The organism is Streptomyces sp. Alt3, from assembly GCF_030719215.1.
GTDB classification, from domain to species: domain Bacteria; phylum Actinomycetota; class Actinomycetes; order Streptomycetales; family Streptomycetaceae; genus Streptomyces; species Streptomyces glycanivorans.
Map to the genome: position 1 here is coordinate 7,498,671 of NZ_CP120983.1, position 20,424 is coordinate 7,519,094.

11 protein-coding genes are annotated in these 20,424 nt (G+C 70.5%); 3 read left to right on the forward strand and 8 right to left on the reverse strand.

The features are described from left to right. Positions 1 to 25: 25 nt before the first annotated feature. The 4 genes from P8A20_RS33210 to P8A20_RS33225 all read right to left on the reverse strand — a co-directional run bounded on the left by P8A20_RS33210 (position 26) and on the right by P8A20_RS33225 (position 6,260). On the reverse strand, positions 26 to 2,881 hold the full coding sequence (locus P8A20_RS33210; RefSeq protein WP_306104829.1) for an NHLP bacteriocin export ABC transporter permease/ATPase subunit: 2,856 nt from the start codon (positions 2,879 to 2,881) through the stop codon (positions 26 to 28). Between the two features lies 1 nt (position 2,882). Further along, positions 2,883 to 5,147: an NHLP family bacteriocin export ABC transporter peptidase/permease/ATPase subunit gene (locus P8A20_RS33215; RefSeq protein WP_306104830.1), complete on the reverse strand. Its 2,265-nt coding sequence runs from the start codon at positions 5,145 to 5,147 to the stop codon at positions 2,883 to 2,885. Further along, positions 5,144 to 5,950, reverse strand: a complete 807-nt coding sequence (locus P8A20_RS33220) for an HlyD family efflux transporter periplasmic adaptor subunit (RefSeq protein ID WP_306104831.1) — start codon at positions 5,948 to 5,950, stop codon at positions 5,144 to 5,146. The genes P8A20_RS33215 and P8A20_RS33220 overlap by 4 nt, the downstream gene beginning before the upstream one ends. Positions 5,951 to 6,032: 82 nt before the next feature. Next, positions 6,033 to 6,260, reverse strand: a complete 228-nt coding sequence (locus tag P8A20_RS33225; RefSeq protein WP_147961210.1) for a type A2 lantipeptide — start codon at positions 6,258 to 6,260, stop codon at positions 6,033 to 6,035. A 775-nt stretch (positions 6,261 to 7,035) separates the two neighbouring features. Here P8A20_RS33225 and P8A20_RS33230 point away from each other — a divergent pair. The 3 genes from P8A20_RS33230 to P8A20_RS33240 all read left to right on the forward strand — a co-directional run bounded on the left by P8A20_RS33230 (position 7,036) and on the right by P8A20_RS33240 (position 12,942). Then, a complete protein-coding gene (locus P8A20_RS33230; protein WP_371934423.1) occupies positions 7,036 to 9,735 on the forward strand; it encodes a cellulose binding domain-containing protein in 2,700 nt (899 codons plus the stop codon). Positions 9,736 to 9,854: 119 nt separating this feature from the next. Further along, the gene (locus P8A20_RS33235) at positions 9,855 to 11,492 is read left to right on the forward strand and encodes an FAD-dependent monooxygenase (RefSeq protein WP_306104832.1); all 1,638 of its coding nucleotides are present in this window, start codon (positions 9,855 to 9,857) and stop codon (positions 11,490 to 11,492) included. Positions 11,493 to 11,655: 163 nt separating this feature from the next. After that, entirely contained in the window at positions 11,656 to 12,942 is a 1,287-nt protein-coding gene (locus P8A20_RS33240; protein WP_147960561.1) for a COG1361 family protein, read from the forward strand. Positions 12,943 to 13,059: 117 nt separating this feature from the next. On the opposite strand, the gene P8A20_RS33245 is transcribed toward P8A20_RS33240, so the two are convergent. The 4 genes from P8A20_RS33245 to P8A20_RS33260 all read right to left on the reverse strand — a co-directional run bounded on the left by P8A20_RS33245 (position 13,060) and on the right by P8A20_RS33260 (position 20,383). Then, a complete protein-coding gene (locus P8A20_RS33245) occupies positions 13,060 to 15,237 on the reverse strand; it encodes a discoidin domain-containing protein (protein ID WP_147960560.1) in 2,178 nt (725 codons plus the stop codon). Positions 15,238 to 15,480: 243 nt separating this feature from the next. Next, on the reverse strand, positions 15,481 to 17,883 hold the full coding sequence (locus tag P8A20_RS33250) for a glycoside hydrolase family 43 protein (RefSeq protein WP_306104833.1): 2,403 nt from the start codon (positions 17,881 to 17,883) through the stop codon (positions 15,481 to 15,483). Beyond that, complete coding sequence (locus P8A20_RS33255) at positions 17,880 to 19,403, reverse strand: sulfatase family protein (protein WP_306104834.1); 1,524 nt, start codon at positions 19,401 to 19,403, stop codon at positions 17,880 to 17,882. The genes P8A20_RS33250 and P8A20_RS33255 overlap by 4 nt, the downstream gene beginning before the upstream one ends. Continuing rightward, on the reverse strand, positions 19,400 to 20,383 hold the full coding sequence (locus tag P8A20_RS33260) for an aliphatic sulfonate ABC transporter substrate-binding protein (RefSeq protein WP_147960558.1): 984 nt from the start codon (positions 20,381 to 20,383) through the stop codon (positions 19,400 to 19,402). The genes P8A20_RS33255 and P8A20_RS33260 overlap by 4 nt, the downstream gene beginning before the upstream one ends. Positions 20,384 to 20,424 lie beyond the last annotated feature (41 nt).

The following is a 20,424-nucleotide window of genomic DNA, read 5'->3' on the forward strand; positions in this document are numbered from 1 at the left end:
AGGCCTCCACCGCGGGAAGCGGTCCCTAACTCATCTGGCGCCGCACCAGTTCATGGAGCTGCCCGCCCGTGTCCGCGAGGAGCTCGGCGGGCGGGCCCTCCTGGACGACACGGCCGTCGGCCATGACGATCACACGGTCGGCGTCCAGGACCGTGGACAGCCGGTGCGCGATCACGACCCTGGTGGCCCGCAAGGACCGGGTGCTCTCGATCACCGTGCGCTGGGTCTCGTTGTCGAGCGCACTGGTGGCCTCGTCGAAGAACAGGATGCGGGGGCGCCGGACGAGCGCCTGGGCGATCATCAGCCGCTGGCGCTGGCCCCCGGAGATCGAGCCGCCGCCCGCGATCATGGTGTGCAGCCCCATCGGCATCCGCTTGATGTCCTCGGCCAGCCCCGCCATCGCGGCTGCCTCCCACGCCTCCTCCTGGGTGAAGACCTCGGCACCGCAGATGCAGTCCAGGATCGATCCGGAGAGCGGCTGGGCGTTCTGCAGGACGACCCCGCACTGGCGGCGCACCGCCGCCGGGTCGAGCGAGGTCAGGTCCTGACCGTCGTACAGGACACTGCCGGAGGCCGGCCTGTCGAAGCCGATGAGCAGCCTCAGCAGCGTCGACTTCCCGCATCCGCTGGGCCCCACGATCGCGACGAACTCGCCCGGACGCACGCTCAGCGACACCTCGTCGAGGACGACGGGGCCGTCCTCGGAGTAGCGGAAGGACACTCCTCTGGCCTCGATCTCCCCGGACAGCGAACCCGGCTGCGTGCTGGTGCCGCGAACCTCGGGCGCCTCGTCGAGCACCGGCTTGATCTGCTCGAACATCGGCAGCACGGCGGCGGCCGACACGAACGCCCCGGTGAGCTGGGTGACAGCGGTCAGCAGCATCGTCACGGACGTGTTGAAGGTCAGGAACTCACTGGCCGTCAGGGAACCCCGAGCCGGGCCGGCTAGCAGGACGAAGACGACCAGTGAACAGAGCGGAAGGTAGACGGCGTTGAGGACCGTCGTCATGTTCTTGATGCGGCCCGCCCGCTTCTGCAGTTCACGGCTGCGGGCGAACTCCGAGGCCCACGCCCCGTACGCGAAGCTCTCCGCCGCGGCGACCCGCAGCTTGGGCAGTCCGCGCAGGGTCTGGAACGCCTGGTTGTTCAGCTTGTTCCCGAGCTCGACCAGACGGCGCTGCCAGCGGAGCTCCCACATGCCCATGGTCAGGAACACACCGGCGATGACCACCAGCATCGCGACGGCGGTGAGAGCCAGCGGGACACTGAACCAGAGCAGCAGACCCAGGTTCATCACCCCGAGCGTGCCCGCCTGCACCACGACGGGACCGGTTCCGGACAGCACCCGGCGGATGGCGCTCACCCCCATCGCCGCGCTCGCCAGTTCCCCGGTGGAGCGCGAGGCGAAGAACTTCGTCGGCAGCCGCAGCAGCCGGTCCCAGACCGCGGGCTGGAGCGTGCTCTCGATGCGCCCCTCCATCCGCAGGATCGTGAGGTTCTGCAGCAGCATGAACGCCGCCGAGACGACACCGGAGATGATGACGGCCAGCGACACCTGCACGATGAGGGCGTTCTGCGCCTGCGGCACGTAGACGCCGAGCACCTTGCCGGTCGCGATCGGCACCAGCGACCCCAGCGCGACCGTCACGAGCCCCGCCAGCACCAGGTTCCGCAGGTCGCCCCTGGTACCGAACAGACCGAAACGCAGCAGCTGCCTTCTGCTCAACGGCTTTTCCGGAAGGGGCCGGTAGAACATCACGGCGCGCTCGTCGAAGTCCTCGGCACAGTCGCTGTCCACACGGGCGCGCCGCCCGGTCAGCGGGTTGACCGCCTCGTAGCGGCCACGGCGCCAGAGCAGCGCGACCGGCGCCCCGGACGCGGCCCGACTGCCCACCAGCGGACCGGAGTTCTCCCGCCACCAGCGACCGTCCAGCCGCACCGCCCGGGTGCGGACGCGCGAGGCGACCGCGACACGTTCGACCGGGTCGATCCGGTCGCTCACCGCGCCGCCCGTCGCCGGCTCGGCGAGGACGATCCCCGAATCCCGCGCCACCAGGCGGCAGGCCGCGTGGACCGCGTCGTCCGAGGCGCCCTTCGCGGGCGACGTGCCCCGCGCGGACCGGCCGATCGAGGTCAGCAGCGCGTGGTCGGCCTCCTTGCGGACGGCCTCACCCGCCTTCATGCCCGCGGCGGTCCGGTCCTCGTGGGCACGTTCCAGCTGCTCGATCCAGCGGTCCAGCGCCGACAGCAGCCGGTACTGCTGATTGACCATCCCCTGCCACATCGCCGGGTCCACGAGCAGGTCACCCGAGGCCTCGGCACTGAACGCGGCACCGTACTGCACGCTGCCGGGCGACACCGGCAGCCACAGGACGTCGTCGTCGCCCACCGAGCTGTCGACGGCGGTCCGCCCGTCCAGCGGCGCCTCGAACAGCACACGCTGACTCCGGCCCACGCCGAGCGAGAAGGCGTGCTCCAGCAGGCTGAGCGCCGCGTCCCCGGTGTCGTAGTGGCTGCGGGACCGGGCCTCGTACGCCCCCTGGTCGTACTCCTGCCGGTACAGCTCGCGCAGCGGTACCCGGCGCAGCACGCACTCCTGGAGGGGGCGCCCGACCAGGGTGTGCTGCGGGCCCACGACCGGGCCCAGCACGAGGGTCCCCGGCTCCAGACGGCCCAGGAAGTGCCAGTGCCCCTGCTCCACCGCGTCCACCGCGAACAGGTCGAGGGCGCCGGCCACGACGAGCCACAGCACCTGGGGCCCTTCCAGCGACAGGCTCCGCAGCCCGGTGCAGTCGACCGGCTCGCCGAGTGTTCCCAGCGCGCCGATGACCGGGTCCGGCCCCGGGGCCTCCGTGCCCGCGAGCGGATGAACGGATGACATGTCAGTGCTCCCTGACCAGATCGGCGTAGGGCCCGCCGGCGGCCGCCAGCTGCTCGTGCCTGCCGCGCTCCACGACGGTCCCGTGGTCCAGGACCACGATCTCGTCGCTGTCGCGCACGGTGCTCAGCCGGTGGGCGATCACGACGCAGGCACAGCCCCGCCGCCGCAGGTTGTCGATGATGACGCGCTCGGTCTCGGCGTCCAGCGCGCTGGTGACCTCGTCCAGGACCAGGATGCTGGGGCGGCGCACGAGCGCCCGGGCGATCTCCAGGCGCTGTCGCTGCCCGCCCGAGAAGTTCCGGCCGTCCTGCTCCACCCGGCTGTGGATGCCGCTGGGGCGGCGCGCGACGACGTCGTACAGGGCGGCGTCCCGCAGCGCCTCGGTCACGGCGTCGTCCGGGACCGAGGGGTCCCACAGCGCCACGTTGTCCCGGACCGTCCCCTCGAAGAGGAAGACGTCCTGGTCGACGAAGGACACCGACGCGGCAAGAGCGCCCCTGGGGATGTCCTCCAGGCGCTGCCCGTCGATGCGGATCGTGCCCTCCCACGGGCTGTACAGCCCCGAGATGAGCCGCGAGACCGTCGACTTGCCACTGCCGGACCCTCCGACGAGCGCCACCTGCTGCCCCGGTCCCACGGACAGGGAGAAGCCGGTGAGCAGGGGCTTGTCGAGCGGGCTGTAGCCGAAGGTGATGTCCTCCAGCGTCACATGCCCCTTGAGCCGCCTGGTGCTCGCGGCCGGTTCGCGACGGGAGTACAGCGGGTCGACCGGGAAGTTCTCGACGTCCTTGAGCCGGGCCACGTCGGCCGCGAAGTCCTGGACCCGGCCCGCCACCCCGTTGAGCCGGGTCACCGGCGCGGTGAAACGCGTCACCAGGGCCTGGAAGGCCACCAGCAGACCGATCGAGAGGTGCCCCTCCACGGCCCGCAGGCCCCCGATCCACAGGATCAGCGCGCTGTTGAGCGTCGCGAGGGCAGGGGCGACGACGCCCAGCCAGGCGCTCGGCACCCCGAGGCGCTGCTGCTCCTCCAGCGTCGTCGCGTGCTGCCCGGCCCACCGGCGGAAGTACCCGTTCTCGCCGCCCGTGGCCTTCATCGTCTCGATCAGCTGGAGCCCGGTGTACGAGGTGTTCGTCAGCCGTGCGCTGTCGGCCCGCAGCTTCTGGGTGCCGGTGGCCCGCAGCCGCACGACGATGCGCATGGCGACCACGTTGAGCAGGGCGATGCCCACCCCGATGACGGTCAGCTGCGGATCGTACGTCCACAGCAGGAACGCGTAGAGCAGGACGACGATGCCGTCCACTCCCGCCGCGGTGAGGTCCCGTGCGAGGGTCTCGGCCACGGCGTCGTTCGACTGCAGGCGCTGGACGAGGTCGGCCGGGCTGCGCTGCGAGAAGAAGGTGACCGGCAGCCGGAGCAGATGCCGGAAGAAGCGCGCGCTGCCGAGCGTGGACGAGATGATGCGCCCACGCAGCAGATTCGCCTGCTGCAGCCATGTCAGGACGACGGTGAGGGCGACCATGGAGCCCATCGCGGCGAACAGCACGCCCAGCAAGGACGTCTGTTCGCCAATCATGAACATGTCGATGTAGGTGCGGCTCAGGGCCGGCAGCGTGGCGCCGACGGCCACCAGCAGCAGGCTGGCGAGCAGGGCGACCAGCATCGTGCCCGTGGTGCCGCGCAGGCGGCCCGGCAACGCGGCCATGACACCGGGCTTCCGGCCGCCGCGCCGGAAGCCCTCACCCGGTTCGAGGACCAGGGCGACTCCGGTGAAGCTGGTGTCGAAGTCCTCGGCGGGCACGAACCGGCGCCCCTTGTCGGGGTCGTTGATGTGCACGCCCCGCCGTCCGAGGCGGCGTCCCATGCCGTCGTAGACGACGTAGTGGTTGAACTCCCAGAACAGGATCGCGGGGGCCCGGACCTCGGCGAGGGCCGCCGGTTCCATCTGCATGCCCTTGGCCTGGAGGCCGTAACTTCGCGCGGCCTTGAGCACGTTGCTGGCGCGGGACCCGTCGCGCGAGACACCGCAGGCGATCCGCAGTTCCTCCAGCGGCACGTGGCGGCCGTAGTGACCGAGCACCATGGCCAACGAGGCGGCCCCGCACTCCAGGGCCTCCATCTGGAGCACGGTGGGCGTGCGCACCGTCTTCGTCCGGCCGGCCTTCGGCGCGCCGCCCGTCCGTCGCCGGCCCGCTTCCGGCCGGTGCCTGCCGCGGCCCGGGGGCGGCAGCTGCTGGGCGGTGGGGGACGGGTGCGGAGCGGTCACGGGAGCAGCCAATCGATCGGGCGCTGGTCGGCGAGCCGGACGGAACCGGTGGCCAGGGTCATGGAGCCGATCGCGTACGGAGGTCCGTCGGCCGACGACCACCGGAAACCGGACTTCGTGGAGTCCGAGCGCTCCAGTTTCACCAGGACCGCCGACGGCCTGCCGTGCCGGGAGAACTGTTCGCCGAGCTGGGCGTCGCCGAGGAAGCGGGTGATCTGCTGCTGCGTCTGCGCAGCCCTGCCGACCGCGGCCACCTTGCCGCGCAGCACGCCGTACTGCTGGGCGGGCACGGACTGGACGGTCAGATCGACGGAGGCGCCCACCGGGACGGAGGCCGCACTGCTGCCGGGCACGTACAGAAGGACGACCAGCGGATCGTCGGCGCCGTCGATCCGCTCGACGCTCGCCACGTCCGCGCCGGTGGTGACCACCGCGCCGATCGTGGCGGTCACGGAGGTGAGCCGGCCGGCGTTGATCGTACGGACGACGCGCTCACCCCGGTCCGTACGGACCTTGAGCAGCGGGGAGTCGCGGGGCAGGGTCTCGCCCTCGTCGGCGAGCACCTCGGTGATCTGCCCGGCGACCGGGCTCTGCAGGATGTAACTGCCGCGCGCGTGGGTGAGGATGCCGGGCGCGTCGAGGGTGCCGGTGACGGAGCCCGTCACGGCCCAGAAGCAGGCCGCGGCCATCACGAGGACGGTGACACAGAGGACGAGCAGGCCCTGCGGGCGGGCGAACCGCACCGGAAGGTCGAGCTGTTCGGGCGACTGCAGCTTGGAAAGGGCCTGCTGGCGGAACTGCACGGAACTCGTCCCTCACTGTCAGCGATCGGCGCCGAGCCCCGGAACCGACGGGTTCCGGGGCTCGGACGGGTACTGCCGTGTCTCAGAGACCGGCGGTCAGGCCGGTGGCCAGACCGGTGACCGCGCCGGTGTTCACGCCGGTGGCACCCTCGACGAGACCGGTGACCGAGCCGACGACGCCGGAGACCGGGACGATGCCCTCGACGGTGCCCGTGACGTTGCCGACGAGGCCGCCGACGAGGCCGCCCGAGACGTTGTCGAGGTCGCTGTCGGAGATCTCGGCGGTCTCGACCTGGGGGGTGTAGTTCATGATGAGCGCCCTTCGTAAGTGAATTGCCTATATGCGGAAACCCGTGCTGCGGCCTCCGTATGGCCCAGGATCAAAGCACGCCTTCGCCTCGTACAGCCAATCGAACCGAGGCGGATCTGTGGTTGAGGGCCCGCTGTAATCGACGTACGTGCAGAATCGGTCATTTCGTGGCGGCAGATTCTTCACGAGCTTCACCGGAGGAATTCGGTGTCGTCGCAACTTCACGCCCCCCAAGTGGGGCACTCCGGCCCCAATCGACTCTGCGCCCCGTCCGGACCTGCGGTTCTGTGCCGAGTGCGGTGATCGGTGTGCGCACGCCGTGTGCAGATTTCCTTGATTCGGCCGACCCTTGATTCCGGTCCGCGGTGAGGAGCCTTGCGGGAGAGAGTCGGAAAGTATCGGTATTCACGCCACTGTAAAAGATGAGCGGATCTCTATTTCCGGCGGACCCATTCCGGTGAATGGGTGGCGAATTTATGAAGCGTTTTCCGGTTTCCCGTGTCCGGTACGTCACGCGGCCTTCGGATGTGTGGAGAGGGTGTGTCGTCCCGTTGTCGCGGGCCACCCGGTCGGTGAGGGTGCGGCAGGTCGGCGCGAGGCCGGGTGTGTGGCGGGTGCGAAGGCGACGGGCGATTCATCCGATGAAACGACTGCGCCACTCTTCACTCGGGCGACACGCGGCGCTACCATCGGGTTGCTCTATGGGAGCGCTCCCACCTCTGTGTCAGTCCCGTACCGCCGCTGAGCGGCGGACCAGCTCGGAGAGGACGTTTCCGTGCGCTTGAGCGCCAGACCGATCGCCGCCCTACTGGCGGCATTTGCTCTCACCGCCGGGTTGGCGGTCACCGGACCCCCGGCCGTCGCACGCTCGGACGACGGTCCCGCCACGGCCGAAGCATCCGATGTGTCCCTCGCGGCGGACACCTACACCTGGAAGAACGCGCGGATCGACGGCGGCGGCTTCGTGCCGGGCATCGTCTTCAACCGGTCCGAGAAGAACCTCGCCTACGCGCGCACCGACATCGGTGGCGCCTACCGCTGGGACCAGGCGGGCAAGCAGTGGAAGCCGCTGCTGGACTGGGTGGACTGGGACCGGTGGGGGTGGTCGGGGGTGGTGGGTCTCGCCTCCGACACCGCCGACCCCGACAACGTGTACGCCGCCGTCGGCACGTACACCAACAGCTGGGACCCGACGAACGGAGCGGTCCTGCGTTCCTCGGACCGTGGCGCCTCCTGGAAGGCGGCCACCCTTCCCTTCAAGCTCGGCGGCAACATGCCGGGACGCGGGATGGGGGAGCGGCTCGCGGTCGACCCGAACAAGAACTCCGTGCTCTACCTCGGAGCCCCCAGCGGCAACGGGCTGTGGCGGTCCACCGACTCGGGGGTCACCTGGTCGCAGGTGACGGCCTTCCCGAACCCCGGCAACTACGCACAGGACCCGACCGACACCAGCGGATACGGCAACGACAACCAGGGCATCGTCTGGGTGACCTTCGACGAGCGTTCCGGCAGCGCGGGCAGCGCCACCCAGGACATCTACGTCGGTGTCGCCGACAAGCAGAACACCGTCTACCGCTCCACGGACGGCGGCGCCACCTGGTCCCGGATCGCCGGCCAGCCGACCGGCTACCTCGCCCACAAGGGCGTACTCGACTCCGGTACCGGCTACCTCTACCTGACGCTCAGTGACACCGGCGGCCCGTACGACGGTGCCAAGGGGCAGGTCTGGCGGTACGACACCCGCTCCGGCGCGTGGAGCGACGTCAGCCCCGTCGCGGAGGCCGACACCTACTACGGCTTCAGCGGCCTCTCCGTCGACCGGCAGAAGCCCGGCACCCTGATGGCGACCGCCTACAGCTCCTGGTGGCCGGACACCCAGATCTTCCGTTCCACGGACAGCGGCGCCACCTGGACCAAGGCCTGGGACTTCACGAGCTATCCGAACCGGGCCGACCGGTACACCCTGGACGTCTCCTCCGTGCCCTGGCTCAGCTGGGGCGCGAACCCGTCACCGCCGGAGACCGCGCCCAAGCTGGGCTGGATGACGGAGTCCCTGGAGATCGACCCGTTCGACTCGAACCGGATGATGTACGGCACGGGCGCGACGGTCTACGGCACCGAGAACCTCACCTCCTGGGACTCCGGCGGCAAGTTCAAGATCACGCCCATGATCAAGGGCCTGGAGGAGACGGCCGTCAACGACCTGGCGAGCCCGCCCTCCGGCGCGCCGCTGCTGAGCGCCCTCGGTGACATCGGAGGCTTCCGGCACACGGACCTCGACGCGGTGCCCGCGATGATGTTCACCTCGCCGAACCTGGACTCGACCACCAGCCTGGACTTCGCTGAGGCTTCCCCCGGCACGGTCGTACGGGTCGGCAACGCCGACGCGGCACCGCACATCGGCTTCTCCACCGACAACGGCGCCAACTGGTTCCAGGGATCCGAACCTTCCGGGGTCACCGGCGGGGGCACGGTCGCCGCCGCGGCGGACGGCAGCGGCTTCGTCTGGAGCCCCGAAGGCGCCGCGGTCCACCGCACCACCGGTTACGGCAACTCCTGGACCGCCTCCACCGGGATCCCCGCGGGGGCGACGGTCGAGTCGGACCGGAAGAACCCGAAGAAGTTCTACGGATTCAAGGCCGGCACCTTCTACGTGTCGACCGACGGCGGAGCCACGTTCACCGCGAAGGCGACGGGGCTCCCGGCCGAAGGCAACGTCCGCTTCAAGGCGCTGCCCGGCTCCGAGGGCGACATCTGGCTCGCGGGCGGCGCCTCCACGGGCGCCTACGGCCTCTGGCGCTCCACCGACTCCGGCACGAGCTTCACCAAGTTCACCGGCGTGCAGCAGGCCGACAGCGTCGGCTTCGGCAAGGCGGCCACCGGAGCCTCCTACCAGACCGTCTTCGTCAGCGCGAAGATCGGCGGGGTGCGCGGCATCTTCCGGTCCACGGACGCGGGCGCCACCTGGACGCGGATCAACGACGACGCGCACCAGTGGGCCTGGACCGGCGCTGCGATCACCGGGGACCCGCGGGTCTACGGCAGGGTCTACGTCTCCACGAACGGCCGGGGCATCCAGGTCGGCGAGTCCTCCGACACCGGTGGTGGTGGCACGGACCCCGGCACCGACCCCGAACCGGAGGAGCCGGCGGACGCCGACTGCAAGGTGACGTACAAGGTCACCAACCAGTGGTCCGGCGGATTCCAGGCGGAGGTGACGCTCACCAACACCGGCGGCGCGGCCTACGACGGATGGCAGCTGGGCTGGTCCTTCCCGGGTGACCAGAAGGTCACCCAGATGTGGAACGCCACCCACCAGCAGACCGGGGCGAAGGTGACCGCGACGAACGTCGGCTGGAACGGCAAGGTCGCGCCCGGATCCTCGGCGGGCTTCGGCTTCACCGGCACGTCGACGGGCGCCGCCACCGCGCCGGCCGCGTTCACGCTGGGCGGTGAGGCCTGCACAGCCTCCTGACGCCCGCGGGCCGGTGCCGGGAGCGGTTCTCCCGGCACCGGCCCGCCAGCATCACGAAATGGACATACCGACCCCCGTGTGGTGCATTGGACTGAACGCACCGCCCCAGGGAGGTACCCGTGGCCGACGTCGATGTGCTGATCGCGGGGGCGGGGCCCGTCGGCCTGACGGCAGCGTCCGAACTGTCCCGGCGCGGGGTGTCGTGCCGGGTCGTCGACCGTCTCCCGGAACGGCTTCCCTATGCGCGGGCCGTGGGCGTCCAGCCCCGGACCCTGGAGATCTGGGACCGGATGGGGATGGTCCGTGAGGCACTGGAGACGGCCGTCCCGCTCAAGGGGCAACTCCTCTACGTGAACGGCGAGGAAGGCCCGCGCATCGAACTGGAACTCCCGCCCGAGGTGCCGTACGGCTTCGCCGCCCTCCCGCAGTACGAGACCGAGCGGCTGCTCGAGGACCTGCTCCGGCGCAGGGGAGGACACGTCGAACGCGGCACCGAACTCGTCTCCTTCGAGCAGGACGCCGGTGAGGTCAGGGCCGTCCTCTCGCTGCCGACGGGCGGGACCGAGGAGCTGACGGCCCGCTACCTCCTGGGATGCGACGGCGCCCACAGCGTCGTACGCAAAGGGCTCGGCCTGTCCTTCGAAGGCGCGGCCCTGCCCCAGGAGTACATGCTGGGCGATGTCGAGGTCGACTGGGACCTGCCGTCCGGCTACGGGATCCGGGCCTCGCGCTCCGTCGACGGGCACCCGGACGACATCCTGGTGTGCATCCCGCTGCCCGGCGACCACCGTTACCGGATGTCGATGGCGACCCCGCCCGAACTGTCCCGGACCGCTGGGCAGGACACGGACGGCATCGCGCACGGCCTCAGCGGCGGACACGGCCCGGTACCCGGAATCGAACACATCCAGGCGGTGCTCGACCGGCTCTCTCCCCGCCCCACGACCGCCTCCTCGCTGCGCTGGTCCTCGGTGTTCCGCATCAGCCACCGCATCGTCGACCGGTACCGCCGCGGACGGGTCTTCGTGGCAGGGGACGCCGCGCACATCCACCCGCCCACGGGCGCCCAGGGGATGAACACCGGTGTCCAGGACGCGTTCAACCTCGCGTGGAAGCTCGCGGCCGCGGTGCGGGGCCGCGCGGGTGCCGACCTGCTGGAGAGCTACGACGCCGAACGCCGCCCGGTCGGTGAGGAAGTGGTGGCGCGCACCCTGCGCCATGTGCGGAGCGGCATCCGGACCGGCCCGGACGACCCCACGACGACGTTGCTGCGCGAGGCGCAGCTCCTCGTCGGCTACCGGGGCAGCCCGATCGTGGAACCGGACGGCTCCGCCCCCGACGGCCCCGCACCCGGTGACCGGGCGCCCGACTGCGGCGGACTCGCGTACGCGCTGGCGTCCTTCCCCGTCCGGCTGTTCACCCTGCTCCGGGAACGCGAGCACACCCTGCTCCTCTACGCCGACCAGGAGGACCGGCTGAGGGCGTCCGACGTGGTGGCGGTTTCCGCCGAGCGGGCCGCCCCCGGTCTGCTGAACGCCTGTGCGGTTCTCGCCCCCGGGCTGGAGGCACCCGCTCCGGGCCTGCCCGTCGTCCACGACACACTCGACGAGTTCCGGCGCACCTACGGCGCGCGGGGCGGCGAGGCCTTCCTCGTACGGCCCGACGGCCACCTCGGACTGCGCACCGTCCCGGCGGACGGCCCGGCGCTGCCCGCGTATCTGGAGCAGCTCTTCGGCGTCCGGCGGACCGGTGCGTGAGCTCCGCCGGACGGCACGGCGAGGCGTGTGAAGGGAGCGTGGTGATCGGGGCCGAACCGTGTGCGCGTGCAACCGTTCGACGGCCGTGACCGTCTGCCACAGCAGGAAGTGCCGCGTCGGAGACGGCCTTTCCGCATCTGTACGCCATCATGAGGGAACTTCGATGACTCACGCTTCTGCCCGTCGCCGCCCTTCACGCACCGCGGCCGGCGTACTCGCCGCCGCTGCGCTGACCGGTCTCGCCTCCCTGCCGGCCGTCGCCGTCGCAGCGGAGCCCGACCTGGGGATCGGCCCGTTGGCGCCGGTCACGGGTGCACAGCCGGGCAGTGGCGTGGACGTGCCGTTCTCGGTGCTGAACAAGGGAACCGAAGAGGCCGGGAAGGTCTGGGTGACGTACTCGGTCACCCGGGGGCTCGACACCGCGGAGACCTACTCGAACTGCCTGTACTCGAAGGAGCCGGCCGCCGACGAGGAGCCTGAGCGGCAGGTCGCGGTGTGTGCGATCGAGCAGCCGCTGAAGCCCGGTGTCGTCTATGTGCCGGAGCGGCCCCTCGGCCTCCAGGCACGGGACAACGCGCTGCGCGACAAGGTCTCCATGAGCGTCGAGGCCTCCGGGCAGGCCCCGTCCGACGGCGAGCCGGGCACGGGTGCCCCGCTGGAGCTGATCGAGAAGGCGCCGGCGACCGAGGGTGACCGGGCGAGCCATGACGAGACCTACGTGTCCACCGAGGTGGCGTCCGAGAACACGGCCGACTTCGCGCTGGCCGGAGCCGAACTCCGCGGCGAGGTGGGCGACAAGGTCACCGCCACGGTGAAGTTCGTCAACGAGGGCCCGGCCTGGGTCTACCGCGACCTGGGGCAGGGCGCCGCGACCGTCGACGTCAGGATCCCGCCGGGCACCACGGTCGTGAAGGCGCACGACTTCTGCAGCCCGGTCACGCCGACCCACTACAGCTGCGGGACCTCGCAGTCGTGGGTGGACGAGCAGCGCGGCGAGACCTACCCGTTCGTCCTGCGGATCGACAAGGCCGTCGAGGGCGCGACCGGGAAGATCTCCTTCGCGGGGGAGGCCCGGCCCTTCGACGGGAACGCGGCCAACGACACCGCCGCGATCGTGATCGACGCCGATGGCGGCACGACAGGCGGCTCGTCTTCGGGTGGTTCCTCGACGGAGGGCTCCTCGGCCGCCGGTTCCGCGTCCACGGGAGGCACGGCTGCCTCCGGAGGTAGCACGTCCGGCGGTTCGGACACGGCCTCGGGCGGGTCGGCGTCCTCGTCGGCGTCCGGTGGTTCCACCACGGGGGGATCCGACACGCAGACGACCGCCGGCGGCCTGGCGGCGACCGGCTCCGACTCCACCCTCCCCGTGCTGGGGGCGTCGGCGGCGGCGCTGCTCGCGGGCGGCGGGATCTTCTACGCCGTCCGGAGGCGGGCGGCCGCCGGAAACTAGCGGCACGAGAACGACCCCGGCCGCGGCGGGCCGGTGACAGGACGCGGGGCCCGGCAGGAACACTCCTGCCGGGCCCCGCGCCGTCCGATGAGCCGACTCCGCTCATCTCACCCCGGCTCAGGGGAAGGACACCACCTGGGACGGGATGGTCGACGTACCCGATGTGGGTGATCCGGTGTTGTTGATGACGTGGTCGTACTGTCCCTGGCCGCCGAGCGACACGACGAGCAGGTCGTGGAACTTCACTCCGGGCTTCACCGGGGCCTGGAAGCCGTGCTGCTGGCGGATGGTCGGGTCGACGTTGAAGTAGCAGTAACTCCCCATGCCCCAGCCCTCGTGGGTGGTGACGGAGTCGGCCACCTTGTAGGCGGCGTAGCCCCTGATGTCACCGTTCTGGATGGCTGCCTGGTTGGGAGCGTCGTACGCCTTCTCGTTCTGGAAGAAGATCGTCTTGCCGTTCTCGCCGTTCCACTGGACGTCGTACTTGTTGAAGTGCTCGACGAACAGCCCGGTGGCCAGCACGTCGTCACCGTTGACCGTCAGCCCGTAGTCGGACCGGTTGGTCTCCCAGCCCACGCCGTCGCCGTGGTCGGCGCGCCAGAGCCATGTGTGGTCGATGATCGTGTCGTCGCTGTTGACGACCATGCCGGTGGTCGCCTTGCCGGCGCCCGCGCCGCCGACCCGGACGAACACGTCCTGGAGGCTGGTGGGGTTGGCCGAGTGATCGGCCGAGGCGCCCTGGGGGCCCACCTGCACGAGCACCGAGGAGTTCTGTGTACCGGCGTCCACGAGGAGTCCGGCGAGCTTGACGCCGTCGACGTCGCCGACCTTGATCGCGGTCACCCCGTTGTCCGGGATGATCGTGGCGAGGCCGAGACCGAGGGCCACGGTGTTCGCCCGGTTGATCTCGATGGGCTCGTTCACGTGGTAGACACCCGGGGTGAACAGCAGGTGCAGGCCCTGGCGGACCGCGGCGTTGATGGTCTGCGCGGTGGCGCCGGGCTTCACCACGTAGAACTGGCTCAGCGGGATGGACTCGCCCTGCGGGGTTCCGTTCCAGGAGACGCCGCGTGCGTTGGTGCGCTTGGCGGGGACGAAGACCTTGTAGTCGTTGCCGTCGAGGTAGAGGAACGGCTTCTCGCGGGAGACCGGGGTGTTGTTCAGGGTCGTGTACGGCGGCTCGGGGAAGCTCTGGGCGGGTGCGCCCTCGACGCCGGAGAACGTCATGTTCCAGACGCCGTTGCCCCAGCTGCCGATGGAGCTGTCGCGCGTGTACCACTGCTGCTGCGAGTAGGGGCCGACCTGGCCGTCGATCTTGCTGTCGGCGATGTATCCGCCGCTGGCCCAGCCGTAGCCGTTCGGCGCGAGGTTGAGTCCGCCCTTGACGTGCATGCGGCGGAAGGGGGCGGCCTGGGAGACGGCCCAGCGGTTGGTGCCGTTGACGGGGTTGAGGGCGAGGTTCTCGGCCGAACGCCAGAAGTTCTGGGTGGCGTTGCCGTTGAACCAGCCGGCGTCGACGGTGACGTCACCGTTGAAGGTGGTGTCGTCCGGCTTCAGGCCGAGGCCCGCGATGGAGGTGTAGAAGCCGATCTGCGCGTTGATGTTGTTGTAGGTGCCGGGCTTGAACATCAGGGCGTAGCGGTCGCTGCCGAACTGTGCGGACTCCTGCTTCTTGAAGATCTCGTCGACCTTGCCCTGGATGTTCGGTGTCGAGGGGTCGAAGACCAGCACGTTGGGGCCGAGGTCACCGCCGCCGGGGATCTGCGGGTCGCCGCCGCCGGTCGTGCCGAACACCTGGAACTCCCAGAGTGAGTGGCCGTAGCCGGTTGCGCGCGCGGTGCCCGTCAGCCGGACGTAGCGGGCGGTGCCGGAGACGTTGAGGGTCTCGGTGCCGCCTGGACCGGTGGTTGTGGAGTAGGCCGTGTTCCATGTGCTGTTGTCCGAGGAGAACTCGATCCGGTAGGTGGTGGAGTAGGCCGCCTCCCACCGCAGCACGATCTGGCTCACCGAGGCGGAGACTCCGAGGTCGACCTTGAGCCACTGGGGGTCGGAGAAGGCGCTGGACCAGCGCGTCCCGTTGTCGCCGTCCACCGCCGCGGAGGCGGGGGTGCCGGCGTTCTCCTGGCTGGACGAGGTGACTGCCTTGCCCTGGGAGAGCAGTGAGGCAGCGGCGCTCGCGGAGGGCTGGGGGACCAGGGCCAGCAGTGAGAGCACGAGGCCGGCGACGACGGCCAGCACACCGACGCGCCTTCCGGTCGGCGGGAGGGGTCTGCGGAGGTCGGGGGGTGCGTACACGGGAGTCTCCTCTGTCGTGGGGCGGGTACACGACGCGCACAGCCGGAGAGCGCTCTCTCCGGCTGTGCGAGATACTCCACCCTTGTTACGAACGCGTCAAGAGATGTGCAACAACGGGTGCGTCAGGGCCTGTTGTCGACAAGAACTGATGACTGCGCCGTAGTGACGACCCCTGCTGGTGTCCTCCTCGGTGACGGAGCGTGAGATCTGACGGGACATCGGTTCAGGAATCGGCGGATGGATTCACCTGGCGGCGTACGTCCGTACGTAGTCGAACTCCGCAGTCGCGCCGGACCGGTTGTGGGACACCAGGCCGATCCTCAGCGCGCCGCGCACCGGGAGGGTCCAGGTGCCGCCCGGGGACCAGTGGACGCCGTCACGGCTGGTGGACGCGCGTACCTCGTGCTCCCCGTGCTCTGTGTCGAGGTGGTAGGCCATCCGCATCCACATGGTGTCCGCGGTGGGGCCCCCGAACATCGGGGCGTTGGCCACCGCCGTCGGCGGAGTCGTCGTGGGGCGCTCGCCCTCCTTCCCGAACTCGCTGACATGGAGCACGGCCCCGTCGCCGTTGGTGAGCGGCAGCACGGAATGGACGAGCTTGAACCACCGGTCGTCGTTCTCGTACAGGACGAGACCGGCCTGCTGGGCCGCCCGGTCGGGAGCGAACCGCAGCTTCGTCTCCACCGTGAAGTCACCTTCGGGCGCGTCCCGCAGCAGCACGGAGGCGGTGTTGTCGCCCAGGTACAGCTCGGCGTTCCGGGTCGGCCAGGAGAGTGCGCCGCCGGTCATGGAGACCCCCGCGGCCGGCCCGCGTACCCACTGCCAGGGGGAAGGAGTGCTCGTGCCCGGGACCGTGGCGGTGTCGAACTCGTCGCTGTGGCCCGGGAGCAGCCGCCCCGGCGGAGCGACGGCCACCCGCTTCGTCACCGGCCGGTACAGGGCTGCCGCACCCACGTTGTCCGCCGCGGCACCGGAGCCCTTCGCCGCCGCGCCGACCGCACCCTTGCGTACGGCCGCGGCCGGAAGGGCGCGGGACTGCAGGGCCACCGGGTCCCGCAGCCGGTCACCGGTGACCTCTGCGGTCAGCCGCCTCCCGCGTATCTCGACGGACACGTTGTTCCAGGTGCCCCACGAGAATCCGGCCGGCAGTGGCGTGGCCTGCTCACCGCGGCTTCTGCCGCCCACGCGTACGTCGGTGACGAGAGCCCCCCGAGCCCGGTCGAGCCAGGCCACGATCCTGTTGCCGGGGTCCCGGTAGGCGACGGTGAGACCCGCCGCGCCGCCCGCGGCCGTCACCTTCAGATCCGCCTCGGCCCGCAGGTCCGCGGGCGCGCGTCCGCCGGCGAGGAGGTAGGCGGCATCCGTGCGGGACGGCCCGGGGGTGTGCTGCGCGTAGCCGCGTGCGGCGGGGTCGGACGCCGTGGACCATCCGGAGGTGCGGGCGCCCTCGGCGCGCCAGTCCTTCAGGCCGCCCGTGTTGAAGGTGCCGCCCGCCGCCCATGAGGTGACCGGCGCGGCGGTAGGCCCGTCCGAGGGTCCCGCGCCCGCCCGTACGACGGGCCAGCCGTCGATCCAGTCGAGCCGGTCGATGAGCATCGGGCGCCGGGTCAGCTTCAGGGTGCCGTTCGACGCGGGCGCGAGGTCCGGGGACTCGGCGGGGATGCCGTGGTAGGCCAGCCAGTCCTGGCCGGCGAGGTCGGTCTGGATCGCGTTGTGGCCGGGGCCGATCCACCGGTTGCCGTTCGCCCCGGCGACGACGCCCGCCTTGCTGGTGAGGGCCATCAGGTCGGTGCCCTCGTCGTCGGTGAACGGGCCGGTGGGGCTGGTGGACCGGCCCACCTTCACCTGGTAGCCGCTGTAGGCGCCGTCGCAGCAGCCCGCGTCGGAGTAGAAGAGGTAGTAGAAGTCGTCGCGCCGCACGACGAAGCCGCCCTCGACCCGGCGGCCACGGGCCACCTGGGTCACCTCACCCTCGGTCCGGGTCAGGTCGGCGTTCAGCTTCGCGACGCAGATCGTGTCGTAACTGCCCCAGTACAGGTAGGGAGTGCCGTCCGTGTCCGTGAACTGGGCCTGGTCGATGTTGCCCGCCGGGCAGCCGCTCGGTGAGGGCAGCACGGCACCCTTGTCGGTCCACGGTCCCGTCGGCGACGGCGACGTGACGAGGCCGACGGTGTTGCGCCCGGGCACGGAGTAGTAGAGGTGGTACAGGCCGAAGGCGTACCGCACCTCGGGCGCCCAGAGACGTGAACCGTCGTGCCAGGCCGGCTTGTCCTCCGGAGTGAAGACCTCGCCCGCGTACTCCCACGTCACCATGTCGGCCGAGCGCAGGATCGGCAGCATGCGCTCCCCGTCCTCGCCCTTGCTCTGCATGACCGGGTTCTGGGTGCCGTACGCGTACCAGAGGCCGTCCTTTCCGCGGATCATCGTGGGATCGGGGAAGGTGTCGACGGCCCCGGCGGAGACCGGGTTGGTGTACGTCGCTCCGGCGGCCGGACGGGCCTGAACGTCGTGCGACGGGGCCGACGGACGTGCCTGGGCGCCGTGCGACGGGGCCGATGCCAGGGTGAGCAGCCAGACCAGGGCGGCCGCCCCCGCCGCCCACCGGGGGAGGAGACGGGGGCGGGTGGTCCTTCGTGCGCGTCTCATGGGGTCTCCGTGAGTGTCCCGCCCGGACCCGCGGTCGCGGTCCAGGTCGTGTCGACGTTCTCGTCGTCGTTCTCGAAGGCGCTGAGGCTCGGGTCGTAGTCGGAGACGCCGATGTCGTACATGGACGTCATCCAGTGGTAGAAGTTGTCGCCCCGGTCCCGCAGCAGCTCGTACAGCCGCCGCATCAACCGGGCCCGCACCTCCTTGAACTCGGGGTGCGTGTAACGGTTGGCGAGCTCGTGCGGGTCCGCCCGCAGGTCGTACAGCTCGTTGACCGACTCGGGGTTGACGACGAGCTTGTAGCGGTCCTCGCGGATCATCCGCTGCGGGTATGGGAAGTGGTGGCCGTGGAACTCGGCGACCAACTCGCCCGGCCAGTCCGGGGTTTCCCCCTTCACCAGGGGCACCAGGCTCCGGCTGTCCACCGCCGGGGACGGGTCGCAGCCCGCGAGTTCGAGGATCGTCGCGGTGCAGTCGGTGAGGCTGACCAGCTCGTCCCTGACCTGCGGGGCGGCCCCGGGGATCCGGATGATGCCGGGGATGCGGTAGATGTCCTCGTACATCGCCGGGCCCTTGTCGTGGAGCCGGTGGGCGCCCGTGAACTCGCCGTGGTCCGCGGTGAAGAACACCGAGGTGTCCTCGCTGAGCCCCAGCTCGTCCAGACGGGTGAGGATGCGCCCGATCTGCTCGTCGATCAGGGTGACGTAGCCCCAGTAGACCGCGATCAGCTTGCGGGTCGTCTCGATGGGGATGGTGTCGAAGGCCCAGTGAGCGCTGTAGTTGCGCTGCACCGGCGGTTTGCCCTCGAAGGTCTCGGCGACGGACGGGGGTAGTTCGACGAGCTCCGGATCGTAGAGGTCGTAGTAGGCGTCCGGCAGCAGATAGGGCAGATGCGGGCCGAAGAAGTGCGTGGCCAGGAAGAACGGCTCCTCGCCGGCCGCGTACCGCTCCAGGTGCTCGATGGCGCGGGTGGCGAGATAGTGCTCGAACGTCGCCTCCACCGGCTGGTGCAGCCGCGCGGCCAGGAGGTTCCCCGGGTTCCCGCCCGGGGTGGTGCCCCGGACGGGATCGGAGATGCGGTACGGCGGCAGCCCGTGTTCGTCCAGGTAGGCCAGGTAGTCCGGATGGTCGACCGGGTTGTGCCAGCCCGGGAGGTCGGGGCCCTCGAAGCCGTACGAGGCGGCGTTGCGCCGGGTCCCGCCGTGCCACTTGCCGATGAGTCCCAGCCGGTAGTCGCGCGCGGCCAGTGCCTCCGGGAAGGTGAAGGCGTCCTCCCGCAGGTCCTCCAGATAGCCCACGTTGCGCTCGTAGTTGGCGAGCAGCCGGTGGCGGAACGGTGCCTGTCCGGTGAGCAGACTCGCCCGGGCGGGCGTGCAGATCGCGGTGGGCGTGTAGAACCGGTCGAAGCGCGTACCCGTGGCCGCCAGTCGGTCCAGGTTCGGCGTGGCGACGTGCGGATTGCCGTAACAGCCCAGGGTGTCCACCCGGTGCTGATCAGTCATCAGGAACAGCAGGTTCACTTCTTGTACGCCTTCGTGTAGAGGTCGCCCTCGTAGTACGTGTCCGCCGCAGGAGCCTTCTTGAGCTGGCCCGTGTCCACGAAGAACGCGCCCAGCCCGTCCAGCCAGCCGTCCACGGTGCCGTCCTCGGTCCTGGCCACAAGGTCCGCCGTGGACAGCGTCTCCACGTTGGCCGCGTCCGCCGCCACCTTGGCGCGGTCGACCTTGAGCAGCGAGGCGGCAGCGTCGATGGCCTCGTCGGGGTGTGCGGCGCGCCAGTCGTTGGCCTTCTGGAGGACCTTGACGACCTTGGTGTTCAGCTTCGCGTCGCTCTTCGCGGGTGCCACGAACGCCGTGGGGAACGCCCGGTCCTTGAAGTCCGCGGTGCTGGCCACCTCGTTGAGCTTCGGCTTCTTCTCCTTGACGGTGTCGATCAGCGGGTACCAGAGGCCCGCCCCGTCGATCTGCCCGGACACGAACGCCGAGACGATCGTGGACGGGTCCATCGGCACCTTCTCGATGTCCTTGTCCGACATCCCGGCCTTCTGCAGGGCGAGTTCGAGTGCCATCGCGCCGGAGGTGCCCTCGGGCACACCGACCTTCTTGCCCTTGAGGTCCTTGACGGAGGTGATGCCGGGCTGGGCTATGACCCGGTCGGCACGGGCGAGCGTGTTGATCGCGACGACCTTCGCCTTGCCCGACGCGGGCAGCCACATGGCACCTGGGCCGATGTAACCGAAGTCGAGGTTGTCCGACCCGAGCGCCTGGATCTGGAGCGGGCCGTTGGTGAACGTCGAGTACTCGGGCTTCAGCCCCTCCTCCTTCCACAGCCCCTGCTCGTCCGCGATGGCCAGCAGGCTCGCGCCGTTGTAGTCGCTGATGTAGCCGAAGCGGACGGTGGAGGCGCCGTCGGCGGAGGAGTCACCGGAGCATCCGGTGACGGAGAGTGCCAGGGCGGACACGGCGACGGCCGCTGTCAGGGCGCGCTGAGGTAGACGCATGGCGCAGGGTTCCTTAGGGAGATTCGGGGGAGCGGGTGACG